The sequence below is a fragment of the Halorubrum sp. CGM5_25_10-8B genome (assembly GCF_005435095.1).
In the GTDB taxonomy this organism is placed as follows: domain Archaea; phylum Halobacteriota; class Halobacteria; order Halobacteriales; family Haloferacaceae; genus Halorubrum; species Halorubrum ezzemoulense.
The window spans coordinates 25,106-38,321 of the sequence record NZ_SGTY01000015.1 but is presented as its reverse complement, the minus strand read 5'-3'; the positions used below and the strand labels follow the sequence as shown (position 1 = coordinate 38,321).

The following is a 13,216-nucleotide window of genomic DNA, read 5'->3' as shown; positions in this document are numbered from 1 at the left end:
CGCGGCACCGTCGTCGTCGAACGATACCCATTTGCGCGGGCGCGACGACCGTGCGACCGTGACCCGATCGAGAACGCGCGTCGACGCCCACGTCAAGATACTCGACGACGAGGTCGTCGCCCGGGCGAAGGCGCGCGACATCGACGCGCTCGTGTACGCGCCGCACTTCACGCGCCTCCCGACGATCAGCGAGCGTGCGGCCCGGTACACCGACGACGAGCTGACCGTCGTCCCCGCCCGCGAGGTGTTCACCGGCGACTGGGGGAACCGGCGACACCTCCTCGTCCTCGGACTCTCCGATCCCGTCCCCGACTACATCACCTTCGAGGGAGCGATGGCCGAGTTCGAGCGGCAGGACGCGGCCGTCCTCGTCCCGCACCCCGGGTTCGCCACTATCTCGCTCACGCGACCCGAAGTCGACGCGCACGCCGCCCGGATCGACGCGGTCGAGACGTACAACACCAAGCTGCTCCCCCACCAGAACGCGCGCGCCCGCCGGACCGCGACGGAGACCGGCTGCGCCGGGTTCGGATCCTCGTACGCCCACCTCCCCGGCACGGTCGGCGAGGCGTGGACGGCCTTCGAGGGCGACCTCGACGACGCCGAGGCGGTCGCCGACGCCTTCCGCGAGCGACGCCCCCGAACGGTGATCCACCGCGGCGGACTGGGCCACCGGCTCCGCGGGCTCGTGGAGTTCGCGCACCTCGGCTACGAGAACACGTGGACGAAGCTCGACCGAATGTTCCTCTCCGGCAACGAGCCGACCCTCCCGTCGAACGTCGCATACGAGGGGCGATTCGACGACGTGAGCGTCTACGAATAGCGGCCGTGCGAGCGTCTCGGGGCGGCCCGGATCCCGATCGGCTTCCCGGTCAGAGCCCGAAGCCCGCCGCGGCCTCCGACGCCGCGGACAGGTCCAGGTCGAGGCTGACGACGTAGGTGTGAATCGCCCAGAACGCCGTCAGCTCGACCCCGGTGATGACCACCGTGACGAGGTCGGCGTACTTGCTGCTCGTCGTCACGCCGCTCGGCATTCCGAACTCACGGTCCGAGAACGGGTGGAACAGCGCGATGCCGCGTCGGCTGCCGACCACGTCGAGGACGTAGTGGGTCAACACGCCGATCCACACGTACTGGAGGTTGCCGAAGACGATCGGATACGCGAGGAACACCGCGAGCACGGGGAGGCTGTGGAGCGTCTTCCGGTGACGGCCGAAGGCGGTGTCCACGTCGGGGAACAGCGCCCCCAACACGACGGGGACGGTGATCTCGGCGACGGTCGTCGCGGTCGCCGCGTCGAGACCCGGTTCGACGATGAAGCCGAGCCCCAGGGCAAGCAGCAGGCCGTTGAGGACGTGGCCGCGTTTGTTCATGTCTCTGCGTGTGCGGGTCGGCAGGTCAAACCACCGGATCCGGGCGGCGTGCCCGGAGAGGATCGCACCGCCTCGCCGTCGACCGGGGTCCACTCACGAGCCGAAACGCTCCCGGGCCGAAAGAGCCACGGCGGGCGCGTCCGACCCGACCGTATGGAGTACGAGGAGCCGAAGTTCTTCCACGTGATGCAGTACGCCGCGGCCGCCGACGGCGACGTCATCGACATGGTGAGCGGCAACCCCGACTGGGAGCCGCCCGCCGCGCTCCGAGAGGCCCTCCGCGAGTACGCCGACCTCCCGCCCGCCGACTTCCAGTACCCGCCGAGCGACGGGCTCCGAGAGCTCCGCGGGGCGATCGCCGAGCGCCGGGGCGTCGACCCCGAGCGCGTGGTCGTCACCAACGGCACCGGCGAGGCGAACTACCTCGCGATGGCCCGGGCGCTGGACCGCGACGCTGGTGACGAGGCGCTCCTGATGGACCCGGTGTACCCGTACTACCCCGGGAAGACGCACCTGCTCGGCGGGGAGCCGACGCTCGTGCCCACGGCGCGCGACGGCGGGCTCGACGTCGACGCGATCCGCGAGGCGGCGAGCGAGGACACGGCACTCGTCGTCCTCAACACGCCGAACAACCCGACCGGCGCCGTCTACGACCTCGACGCGGTCCGCGAGGTCGTCGAAATCGCGGCGGCCGTCGACGCGCTCGTCGTCGTCGACGAGGTGTACGACCGGTTCGATCTCACCGGCTCGTTCGAGTCGGCGCTGACGCTGGACTCCGAGCGCGTCATCGTCACGAGCGGCTTCTCGAAGTCGATGGCCATCACGGGCTTCCGCGTCGGGTACGGGGTGTTCCCCGAGGCGCACGTCGGCGACGCGAGGACCCGACACATGCTCGTCAACGTCACCGGGGCGCGCCCCTCTCAGTACGCGGTGTACCACGCGCTCGAAGAGACGCCGTCCGACTACTACGCCGCGTCGCGCGACCTGCTCGCTGACCGCGTCGACGCGTTCGCCGCCGCCCTCGACGCGGCGGGCGCGGAGTACGGCCGCCCGGAGGGCGCCTTCTACGTCCTCGCGCGCTTCGACGGGTTCCCCGGCACGATGGCGAACGTCAAGCGCCTGATCGACGAGGCCGGCGTCGCCGGGATGCCGGGCGAGGCGTTCGGCACCGCCCGCGACGAGTGGATCCGGTTCGCGCTGGTGACGCCCCGAGCGACCGAGGCGGCCGAGCGGCTCGCGGACTACTTCGACGGCGGCCCCGCCGACGCGGGCTGAACCGTTCCCACGACTCCGCCGTATTCAAATACGCGCGCGCAGACCAACGCGTATGGAGCAGATCGACGACCAGTACGCGCCCGCGGACGTCGAGACCGCGGTCGACGAGTACTGGGACGACCACGACGCCTACGAGGCGGCGAAGGAGGCGCACGCCGACGATCCGCCGTTCTTCTTCGTGGACGGCCCGCCGTACACCTCCGGGCAGATGCACCTCGGGACCGCCTGGAACAAGACGCTGAAAGACGCCGTCATCCGGTACAAGCGGATGACCGGCCACCGCGTCACCGACCGCCCGGGATACGACATGCACGGGCTCCCGATCGAGGTGAAAGTCGAGGAGGAGCTCGGCTTCGAGAACAAGCGGGACATCGAGGAGTACGGCATGGAGCCGTTCATCGAGAAGTGTAAGGAGTTCGCCCTGGAGAACCGGGCGGCGATGGACGAGGACTTCAAATCCATCGGCGCGTGGATGGACTGGGACGACCCGTACGAGACCATCTCGCCGGAGTACATGGAGGCCGCCTGGTGGGCGTTCTCCGAGGTCGCCGACAACGGGCTCGTCGAGCAGGGGAAGCGGTCCATCTCGCAGTGCCCGCGCTGCGAGACCGGGCTCGCCAACAACGAGGTCGAGTACGAGGATGTCGAGGACCCCTCCATCTACGTGAAGTTCCCGCTCGCCGACCGCGAGGGGAGCCTCGTCATCTGGACGACGACGCCGTGGACCATCCCCGCGAACACCTTCGTCGCCGTCGACGAGGACCTCACCTACAACGCGGTCCGCGCGGAGAAGGACGGCGAGGAGGAGCTCCTCTACGTCGCCGCCGAGTGCGTCGAGGACGTGCTCGGGGAGGGCCGCTACGAGGAGTACGCGGTCGAGGCGGAGCTGACCGGCGACGAACTCGTCGGCTGGGCGTACGACCACCCGCTCGCCGACCACGTTGCCGACTACCCCGACTTCGAGGGCGCCGGACAGGTGTACGCGGCCGACTACGTGGAGGCCGACCGCACCGGCCTGGTCCACTCCGCGCCGGGCCACGGTGAAGAGGACTTCCACCGCGGCACCGAACTCGGGCTCGACATCCACTGTCCCGTCGGTCCGAACGGCGAGTTCGAGGCGGCGGCGGGCGAGTACGCCGGCCAGTTCGTGCGCGACGCGAACGACGACATCATCGAGGACCTCGTCGCCGACGGCCACATGCTCGCGCACGGCACCGTCGACCACAGCTACGGCCACTGCTGGCGCTGTGACACCGGGATCATCCAGCTGGTCACCGACCAGTGGTTCATCTCGATCACGGACGTGAAAGACGACCTCCTCGACAACATGGAGGAGTCGGAGTGGCACCCCGACTGGGCCCGGGACAACCGGTTCCGCGACTTCATCGAGGACGCGCCCGACTGGAACGTCTCGCGCCAGCGCTACTGGGGCGTCCCGATCCCGATCTGGGTCCCGGAGGACGCCGAGCCGGGGAACCTCGACGAGGACATGATCGTGGTCGGCACCCGCGAGGAGCTCGCCGACCGCGTCGAGGAGGATATCGATCCCGACTCGATCGACCTCCACCGCCCCGCCGTCGACGGCCTCACGATCGTCGAGGACGGGACGACCTACCGCCGCGTCGAAGACGTGTTCGACGTGTGGCTCGACTCCTCGGTCGCCTCGTGGGGCACGCTCGGCTACCCGAGCGACGAGACCGCCCACGAGGAGCTGTGGCCCGCCGACCTCATCATCGAGGCGCACGACCAGACCCGCGGCTGGTTCTGGTCGCAGCTCGGTATGGGGACGGCCGCGGTCGATCAGATCCCCTACGAGGAGGTGCTGATGCACGGCTTCGCCAACGACGAGGACGGCCGAAAGATGTCGAAGTCGGTCGGCAACATCGTCACGCCGGAGGAGGCCATCGAGCGCGCCGGCCGCGACCCGCTCCGCACCTACCTGCTCAGCCACGACCAGCAGGGCGTCGACCTCGCGTTCGAGTGGGACGGGCTCGGCGAGATCCAGGGCAAGCTCAACATCCTCTGGAACGTGTTCCGGTTCCCCCTCGAGTACATGGAGCTCGACGGCTACGACCCGGCCGACGCCGACCTCTCGGACGGCGACCTCGAACTCGTCGACGAGTGGGTGCTCTCCCGGCTCCAGTCCGTGGAGACGGAGGTCGCCGACGCGTGGGACGACTACCGCGTCAGCGACGCCGTCAACGCCGTCATCGAGTTCGTCACGCAGGACGTCTCGCGGTTCTACGTGAAGGCCGTCCGCGACCGCATGTGGGAGGAGACCGACTCCCCCTCGAAGCGCGGCGCGTACGCCACGCTCGCGACGGTCCTCGACGAGGTGATCCGGCTGCTCGCGCCGATCGCCCCGTACCTCACCGAGCGGATGTACCAGCGGCTCGACGGCGAGGCGACGACGGTCCACGCGCTGTCGTACCCCGAGCCGGACGCGGACCTGCGCGACGACGACCTCGAACGCGACGTTGCGGCCTTCCGCGACATCGAGGAGGCGGCCGCGAACGCGCGCCAGCAGGCTGGCCGCAAGCTCCGCTGGCCCGTGCCGCGCGTCGTCGTCGAGACCGACGACGAGACGGTTGCGGCCGCGGTCGACCGCCTCAAAGCGCTGATCGCTGACCGCGTCAACGCCCGCGACGTGGTCGTCACCGACGCCTTCGACGAACTGGTCGAGACCGCCGAGCCCCAGATGGCCGCCATCGGGCCGGCGTTCGGCGGGGACGCCCAGAAGGTGATGGAGGCGGTTCAGGGCGCGACCCGCGCCGAGGTCGAGGGCGGCGAGGTCGCGGTCGACGGCGAGCCCGTCGACCTCGACGACGAGATGGTCGAATACGTCGCGGAGCCGCCGGAGCACGTCTCCGGGGCCGACTTCGATGGCGGCACCGTCTACGTCGACACCTCGCTGACGCCCGACATCGAGTCCGAGGGGTACGCCCGCGACGTGATCCGCCGGGTCCAGGAGATGCGCAAGGAACTGGACCTCGACGTTGAGGCGCGGATTCGCGTCGGCGTCGCGGTCGACGACGACCGGGTCGCCGGCTTCGTGGACGAGCACGCCGACCTGATCGCCGGCGAGGTGCGCGCCGACGCGTGGCTCGACGACGCGAGCGACGCCGCCGACGCCGACGGCGGACTCGTCGAAGAGTGGGAGGTCGAAGGCGTCGCGGTCACGATCGGGGTCGAACCGGTCGCGTAACGACCCCGACGGGCCGCGGCTTTCGCTTAACGCGTCGCGATCCTCGCCCGACGAGTCGGCGCTTTCGTCGACCGATACTGTGGGAACAATTCGCATCCCGAAACCTATAGGTGCGTTCTTTACTCACGGTCGAACATGGATGTCCGGGCGGCTCGCCCCGACGACGCGGAGGACCTGCGAACGGCGGTCTCACGAGCCCGCGAGGAGACGGTGTTCGACGACATCGGCGCGCCACTGCTCGACGTGTCCGCCGCCGGCGTCCGCGAGGCCGCCGCCGAGGCGGAGTGGTCGTTCCTGATGGAACACGACGAGGAGGGGCCCGTCGGGCTCGCTATCGCGCACCCGGATCCCGACGGGACGGAGGCCGAGCTACTGGCGCTGTGGGTTCACCCGAACCGCGCGGGCGAGGGCGTCGCGGCCGAGCTGCTCGCCCGCGTGGGGAGCGCGCTCGCCGACCGCGGGGTGAAAACGCTCCGCGCGACCGTCCCCTCGGACCGCCCCAGCGCCGAGGAGTTCTTCAGCGCGCACGGGTTCGCGCCTCGCGGGACCCGGCGGAGCCCAGCGGGCGACGAATCGATCGTCGTTGCGGACCCCGACGCGCTCACCTGAGAGGCGTCGACAGTCAAAACGAGCCGCTTCTCGGCCGACTCACTTCAGCCGCTCTTGGAGGAACGAGGGGTGGGCCGCGGTGACGCCGTCGACGCCGAGCAGCTTTTCCGAGATGACGTCGCCGAGTTCGTCGCCGTCGCCGGCGCGGACCTCCGCCATCAGCATGTGATCGCCCGAGGAGGTGTACAGCGCCTGAACCTCGTCGAGCGACTTCAGATCCCGCGTGGCCTCCACGTACCGCCCCGAGTCGACATCCATGCCGACCATGGCGATCGACTGCGAAGAGAGCTTCTTCGGGTCGACCTCCGCGGAGTAGCCGACGATCACGCCGCGCTCCTCGAGGCGGTCGATGTACTTCCGCACCGTCGGTTTCGAGACGTCGGCTCGCTCGGCGATCTCCCCGCAGGACGCCTGTGCGTCCTCTTCTAACACGGAAAGGATCCGTTCCTCTGTCGATACAGTACTCATATGAGTACGTTTGTCACCAATGAAAAAAGACCTTGCGAATCAAAAAACGAACTCGCCGCGTCGTGAACGGCCGCCGGTCGGCTCAGGCGTGTTTGTCGAGGAACATGTCGTGGGAGCGTTCCCACTCGTAGTCGTCGTCCCAGTAGCGCTCGGCGAGCGGCTCCTCGGGCATCTCGCCGATCGAGCGCTTCTCCTCCCCGTAGGAGGGGCGGTCCTCGTCGACGTAGAAGCGGCCGGTGAGCACCTCGCCCTCGTAGAGGGCTTCCTCGGTCGTCCGCATCATCTCCTGGGCCTCGACGCGGTCCGTCATGTCGAACTCGTAGTCGTCGGAGTCGTTGACGTCGATGTACGGGACGTACTGGCGCGCGTCCTTGTTCCACGTCGGGCACTGCGTGAGGAAGTCGACGTGCGCGAACCCGTCGTGTTCGATCGCCTCGGCGATGATCTCCTTCGCCTGGTTCGGGTTCACCGCCGCCGTGCGGGCGACGTAGGAGGCGCCGGCGTTCAGCGACATCGAGAGCGGTTTGATCGGCTCCTTGGCGCTCCCGTGAGGCTGCGTTTTCGACTTGTGGCCCTTCGGGCTCGTCGGGGAGGTCTGCCCCTTCGTGAGCCCGAAGATCTCGTTGTTGAACACGATGTACGTCATGTCGTGGTTCTCCCGGGCCGTGTGGATGAAGTGGTTCCCGCCGATCCCGTAACCGTCGCCGTCGCCGCCGGCGGCGATCACTTCGAGGTCGGGGTTCGCGAGCTTCGCGGCGCGGGCCACGGGCAGCGAGCGCCCGTGGATCGTGTGGAACCCGTACGTGTCGAGGTAGCTGTTCAGCTTGCCCGAACAGCCGATCCCGGTACACAGCAGGGTCTCCTCGGGCGTGCGCCCGACCTCCGGCAGCGCCTGCTTGAGCGCCTTCAGGACGCTGAAGTCACCGCAGCCCGGACACCAGGTCGGCTGCGGCTCGACGCCGGGGGTGTACTCGTCGCGGTCGATCTCTCGCTCCTCTCCGATTGCTGAAAACGTGCTCATTGCTTAGTCACCTGCGGCTGGGACGAAGGTGGTCTGATGGCCGGGCGCGTCGCCGTCGCCCTCGACGATCGCGGTCTCGAACCCGTCGACGATCTCCGCCGGCTCGAACGGGTTCCCGTTGTACTTCAGCAGGCTCGACAGCTTCTCGCCGTACTGGCCCAGGTTCTTCTGGACGAGCCCGCGGAACTGTCCCGAGGCGGTCATCTCCACGACCAGCACCTCGTCGACGCTCTCGATGAACGCCCGGACCTGCTCGGTCGGGAACGGCAGCATGTCCGAGACGCCGTACGACTTCACCGAGACGCCGGCGTCGTTGAGGCGACCGACGGCCTCCTCGACGGTTCCCTGCTGGCTGCCGAACGTGAGGATGCCGTACTCGGCGTCCTCCGGGCCGGCGTACGACCCGGTGTCGACCGTGTCGAGGTCGTCGCGGATCGCCGCCAGCTTCTCGGCCCGCCGGTCGATCTGCGCGACCCGGTTGTCCGGGGACTCGCTGATGTGGCCGGTCGGGTCGTGCTCGTTGCCGGTCGCGAGGAAGCGACCGCCCTTCTGGCCGGGGATCGACCGCGGGGAGACGCCGTCGTCGACCTCGTGCTGGAAGCGGTGGAACTTCCCGTCGTCGCTGTGGGGCTGCTCCGACAGCGCGTCCTCCGAGAGCGTCTTCCCGAGGTCCGGGTTCGCCTCCCGGTCGAAGTGGCTCTTCGGGACGTTCGTCATCTCACCGCCGAGCTTCTGGTCGTACAGCAGGATCGTCGGGATCTGGTACCCGTAGGCGAGCCGGAAGGCGAGCCGGGACTGCTCGTACGCCTCCTCGACGGTGCCGGGCGCCAGCACGACGCGCTGGGAGTCCCCTTGCGAGGTGTAGAGGACGTGTTCGAGGTCGGACTGCTCCGGCTTCGTCGGCATCCCGGTCGAGGGACCGGCGCGCATGGCCTCGACGAGGACGACGGGTGTCTCCGTCATCTCCGCGAGCCCGAGCGGCTCGGACATCAGCGCGAACCCGCCACCGGAGGAGCCGGACATCGCCTTGACGCCGGCGTGGGACGCGCCGACCGCGAGCGCGGCCGCGGCGATCTCGTCTTCCACCTGCTCGGAGATCCCGCCGAGCTTCGGCAGGTTCTTCGTCATGATGGTGAACACCTCGGTCCACGGCGTCATCGGGTAGCCGGAGATGAACCGGCAGCCCTCGTCGATGGCGCCGTAGGAGATGGCGTCCGACCCGGACATGAGCAGTTGGGTCTCGTCGTGTTCGCCGGTCGGGACCGACACGTCCGGCGCGTCGACGTCGTACTCCTCTTGGACCTGTTCGTAGGCGGTCTCGAGGATCTCGAGGTTCGGGTCGAGGATCTTCTCCGGCATCGCGTCGCGCATCAGGTCCTCGACGTGGTCGAGTTCCATGCCGGTGATCGCGCAGGTCGCGCCGACGCCGGCGGTGTTGCGCATGACCTCGCGACCCATGTCGCGGGCGAGTCCGCGGAGGTCGAGGGGGAATACGTGCCAGTCGTTCTCCTCGGCGCGCTCCTCGAAGTTCGGGATCTCGGAGGCGTCGAGCAGCCCCTCGTCGTAGATGATGACCCCGCCTTCGCGGAGCTCATCCAGGTTCTCCGAGAGCGGCTTGATCTCCTCGTTGCCGTAGACGGCGCCCTCGGACGGGTTCCGAGCGAACGAGTCGCCGAGCGCTAAGAGGAAGTTGTAGCCGTCGCCCCGGGAGTTCACGGGGTCCGCCGACGCGCGGACCTCCGTGTAGGTGTGGCCGCCGCGGATTCGCGACGGGTAGTGCCGATGCGTGAAGACGTTGAGCCCCGATCGCATCAAGGCCTTCGCGAAGTTCTGGCTGGTGGAAGCGATCCCGTCACCGGATCCCCCCGATATCCGCCAGATGAGTTCGTCGTCAGTCATAATGGTATGTGAGCCCGAGTGGGCCTCGTGGCCTGAACTTGTGTTGGTTCCCTCTTATGGCTTGCTATGGAATCCCAAGGGACAATCATGAAGGTCTATTAGGGTGTCAAATGTTCTCGCGCTGCCGAGCCGATTTTCCGCGTTCTTTTCATTCGCCGCGCGCCGACTCCGGGTATGCTCACGTTCATCGGGCTCGGTCTCTACGACGAGCGCTCCGTCACCGTCGAGGGGCGGGAGGCGCTCCGCGCGGCCGACAGGGTCTTCGCGGAGTTCTACACCAGCCGACTGGTCGGCGCCGACGTCGCTGACCTCGAGGCGCACCACGGCGTCGACGTCGAGGTGCGCGACCGCGCCGGCGTCGAGCAGGACCCGGAGCCGATACTCGCGGCGGCCGAGTCCGGCGACGCCGCGTTCTGTACCGCCGGCGACACGATGATCTCGACCACCCACACCGACCTCCGCCTCCGCGCCGAGGAGCGCGGGATCGACACGCGCGTGATCCACGGCGTGACCGCCCAGTCCGCGGCGTCGAGTCTCACCGGGCTCCAGAACTACCGGTTCGGCAAGGCGACGACGCTCCCGTTCCCGTACGCTCACGGCGGCGACGACGTCCCCGGGAGCGTGGTCGAGACGATCGAGGCGAACCGGGAGCGCGGGCTCCACACCGTCGTCTACCTCGACATCAAGGTGGGAACGGGCCCCGCCGGTCCGGACCCCGACCACGAGGAGTACATGACCGCGGACGTCGCCGCCGGACTGCTGGCCGAGGAGTGGGCGGACGAGCTCGCGGTCGTCGTCGCCCGCGCCGGCTCGCCGGACGCGGTCGTCGCGGCCGATCGTCTGAGCGCGCTCGCCGACCGCGAGTTCGGTGACCCGCTCCACCTGCTCGTGATCCCGGGTGACCTCCATCACGTCGAGGCGGACGCCCTCGTCGGTCTCGCCGGCGCCCCCGAGTCGCTCGTCGACGAGTGAGGCGTCCGCGGTCGCGAGGCGAACGCCCCCGAACCGACCGCACGTTTGATTATTATGTGGGGCGTTGGCACGCACCATGAATGACGTGCCGGTAGATCGACTCATGTCGACCGACCTGACGACTATCGAACGCGGGGCCGCGGCGGCCGACGCGGCGGAGCAGATGCGCGAGTCCGGGGGTAGCTCTCTCCTCGTCCTCGACTCCGACGGGGCCCTCGCCGGGCTGATCACCGCGACGGACTTCGTCGCCCTCGTCCGGGACAACGACCCGAAAGACCGGACGCCGGTCGAGGCGTTCATGACGACCGACGTGGTCACGGTCGGCCGCGAAGACACCGTCGCGGAGCTGGCGGAGCCGACCGCACACGGCTACACCCACCTCCCGGTGACCGACGGCGACGACAGACCGATCGGCATGGTCTCCACGACGGACCTCACGGCGTACCTCTCGCGGCGAGGCTGATGGGTCGGGCGCCGGGACGGCCCGAGGCCGCATGACGGCGCCGCGTCCGAGTCGAGATCGCGTCGCGTTGTGCGTTCCGGAAGAGTAATGAAACATGGTAACACACAGCGCGGTATGGATCTCGACGACAGGACCCGCGTCGCGGACGTGATGTCGACGCCCTTGGAGACGATCGGGGCGGACGCGCCGCTCCGGGAGGCCGCCCGGCGGATGCGCGACGAGAACATCAGTGCGCTCGTCGTGACGACGGGCGGAGGATGTATCCTCACGCAGAGCGACGTCGTCGGAGCGGTCGCCGACGGGAGCGACCCGGAGGCGACGACGGTCCGCGACGTGATGACCGAAGACGTCGAGACGGTGACGCCGGACCTCATGCTGGAGGAGGTCGCCGCGATGATGACCATGTACGGCGTGAAACACCTCCCGGTCGTCGACGACGACTACGTCGGGATGATGTCGTCGACGGACATCGCCGCACACATCTCCTGAGGCCGGTCCGACGGGCTGCCTGACCCACTTCGCCCACCGGACTCAGCGGGCCCTCACAACAGCAACAGCGGCGCCCCCGCGACCACGCCCACGGCGATCAACAGGAGGTTCCACAGGAACACCGGCCTGACCAGCTCGCGCGCGATGCTCGCCGCGAACGCCGTCTTCACCAGGATGCTGGCGGCCGTCCCGGCGACCACGCCCGCGACCGCGGTGTCGACGCCGATCTGTCCGGTCCCGAGCAGCGAGACCGCCGTGGTCGTCGAGGTCCCCGACGACACCAGCCCCGCGAGGAAGGAGGTGGCGACGAACCCGCCAGCGCCGAACGTCCGCTCGGCGACCGCGGAGGCGAGCAGCACGAGCAGGAAGAGCGCGCCGAACGTGAGCGCGTTCCCGAGGCTGAACGGCGAGGTGAGCTCCGCCTCCATCGTCGTCCGCCAGTCGCTCCGCCACACGGCGACGCCGATCCCCGCGACCGTGATCGCGCCGAGCGGCGCGCCGACGACGAGCGCCGCCTCGGGGACGAAGACGGCCACGACCGCGGCGTTCCGGAACGCCATGGCGGCGTTGGCGAGCAGGATCGACCCCACCGCGATCTCGCCGAGGTCGGCGCGCCCCTTCGCGCGCTTCGCCATCTCGGCGACGACCGCCGTCGAGTTGACGAGCCCGCCGAAGAACCCGGTCACCGCGTAGCCGCGCCCCTGATACCGCTTCACCAGCACGTAGTTGACGAAGCCGATGGCGCTGACCGCGACCACAAGCGACCAGACGAGCCGCGGCTGGACCGCGTTCCACGGGTCGATCGTCTCGGCGGGGAGGAGGGGGAAGACGACGAACGCGAGGATGGTGAACTCCACCGCGCTGCGCACCTCCTCGCGCGAGAGCCCCCACGCGAACTGGTGGAGCTCCCGTTTCAACACCAAGAGCAGCGACGAGAGCACCGCCACCGTCACCGACTCGATGAACAACTCCTCGGCGACGAGCACCCCGACCCCGTACGTGACGAGCAGCGACGCCGACGTGGTCAGCGAGAGCCCGTCGACCTCGGCCTCAACGAAGCTCCGGACCGCCAGTAACACCGCGCTGGCGACCACCAGCACGCCGCCGACAACGAGCAGCCCGGGCTCGTCGACGAGCGAGAACACCGCCGCCGCGAGGCTGACGAGCGCGAACGTTCGGATCCCCGCCGACTTCTGCGACCACTCGCGCTCCAGCCCGAGGAACATGCCGAGCGCGGTCGCTAACGCCAGCTTCGCGACGTTCGTCTCGAGGTAGACGAACGGGTCGACCCCGCCTATCACCGCCGCCCACCTCCGCGCGACCGCGCTCTCGGACCGGCGCCCGACGGTCCGTCTCGCGCCCTCGTAGTCATGACCAACCGTTCCGGCCCGCTACGTCTATAGCTTGCTATATAGTAATCTATAGCATCTCCAAAGCGGGGC

The 13,216-nt window shown here is 69.0% G+C and carries 12 protein-coding genes; 7 read left to right on the top strand and 5 right to left on the bottom strand.

Annotated features, from left to right (window positions below):
• The first annotated feature begins 31 nt into the window (after positions 1-31).
• Complete coding sequence (locus EXE51_RS13640; protein ID WP_086216110.1) at positions 32-823, top strand: PHP-associated domain-containing protein; 792 nt, start codon at positions 32-34, stop codon at positions 821-823.
• Between the two features lie 49 nt (positions 824-872).
• On the opposite strand, the gene EXE51_RS13635 is transcribed toward EXE51_RS13640, so the two are convergent.
• Complete coding sequence (locus tag EXE51_RS13635; protein WP_049931154.1) at positions 873-1,373, bottom strand: metal-dependent hydrolase; 501 nt, start codon at positions 1,371-1,373, stop codon at positions 873-875.
• Positions 1,374-1,526: 153 nt separating this feature from the next.
• Here EXE51_RS13635 and EXE51_RS13630 point away from each other — a divergent pair, with 153 nt between their 5' ends.
• The 3 genes from EXE51_RS13630 (at position 1,527) to EXE51_RS13620 (ending at position 6,462) form a co-directional block, all read left to right on the top strand.
• Positions 1,527-2,648, top strand: a complete 1,122-nt coding sequence (locus tag EXE51_RS13630) for a pyridoxal phosphate-dependent aminotransferase (protein ID WP_137692849.1) — start codon at positions 1,527-1,529, stop codon at positions 2,646-2,648.
• 52 nt (positions 2,649-2,700) lie between these two features.
• Positions 2,701-5,853, top strand: coding sequence for an isoleucine--tRNA ligase (gene ileS / locus EXE51_RS13625; protein WP_089307887.1), 3,153 nt, complete (start codon positions 2,701-2,703; stop codon positions 5,851-5,853).
• A 135-nt stretch (positions 5,854-5,988) separates the two neighbouring features.
• A complete protein-coding gene (locus EXE51_RS13620; protein WP_049931147.1) occupies positions 5,989-6,462 on the top strand; it encodes an N-acetyltransferase in 474 nt (157 codons plus the stop codon).
• 39 nt (positions 6,463-6,501) lie between these two features.
• On the opposite strand, the gene lrpA1 is transcribed toward EXE51_RS13620, so the two are convergent.
• The 3 genes from lrpA1 to EXE51_RS13605 all read right to left on the bottom strand — a co-directional run bounded on the left by lrpA1 (position 6,502) and on the right by EXE51_RS13605 (position 9,850).
• Positions 6,502-6,930 (bottom strand): HTH-type transcriptional regulator LrpA1, encoded by a 429-nt coding sequence (gene lrpA1 / locus EXE51_RS13615; RefSeq protein WP_049931146.1) that lies wholly within the window; start codon positions 6,928-6,930, stop codon positions 6,502-6,504.
• A gap of 82 nt (positions 6,931-7,012) precedes the next feature.
• Positions 7,013-7,951 carry a thiamine pyrophosphate-dependent enzyme gene (locus tag EXE51_RS13610; RefSeq protein WP_049931144.1) on the bottom strand — a complete coding sequence of 313 codons (939 nt, stop codon included), beginning with the start codon at positions 7,949-7,951 and terminating at the stop codon, positions 7,013-7,015.
• A 3-nt stretch (positions 7,952-7,954) separates the two neighbouring features.
• Positions 7,955-9,850: a 2-oxoacid:acceptor oxidoreductase subunit alpha gene (locus EXE51_RS13605; protein ID WP_049931142.1), complete on the bottom strand. Its 1,896-nt coding sequence runs from the start codon at positions 9,848-9,850 to the stop codon at positions 7,955-7,957.
• 174 nt (positions 9,851-10,024) lie between these two features.
• On the opposite strand from EXE51_RS13605, the gene dph5 reads away from it, so the two are divergent.
• From dph5 to EXE51_RS13590, 3 genes are all read left to right on the top strand, one after another.
• Positions 10,025-10,822, top strand: a complete 798-nt coding sequence (dph5, locus tag EXE51_RS13600; RefSeq protein ID WP_089307885.1) for a diphthine synthase — start codon at positions 10,025-10,027, stop codon at positions 10,820-10,822.
• A gap of 76 nt (positions 10,823-10,898) precedes the next feature.
• Positions 10,899-11,285 carry a CBS domain-containing protein gene (locus EXE51_RS13595; RefSeq protein WP_049931137.1) on the top strand — a complete coding sequence of 129 codons (387 nt, stop codon included), beginning with the start codon at positions 10,899-10,901 and terminating at the stop codon, positions 11,283-11,285.
• A 114-nt stretch (positions 11,286-11,399) separates the two neighbouring features.
• The gene (locus EXE51_RS13590; protein ID WP_086220484.1) at positions 11,400-11,774 is read left to right on the top strand and encodes a CBS domain-containing protein; all 375 of its coding nucleotides are present in this window, start codon (positions 11,400-11,402) and stop codon (positions 11,772-11,774) included.
• A gap of 53 nt (positions 11,775-11,827) precedes the next feature.
• Here EXE51_RS13590 and EXE51_RS13585 read toward each other — a convergent pair whose 3' ends face one another.
• Positions 11,828-13,075 (bottom strand): MgtC/SapB family protein, encoded by a 1,248-nt coding sequence (locus EXE51_RS13585; protein WP_049931132.1) that lies wholly within the window; start codon positions 13,073-13,075, stop codon positions 11,828-11,830.
• Between the last annotated feature and the right edge of the window lie 141 nt (positions 13,076-13,216).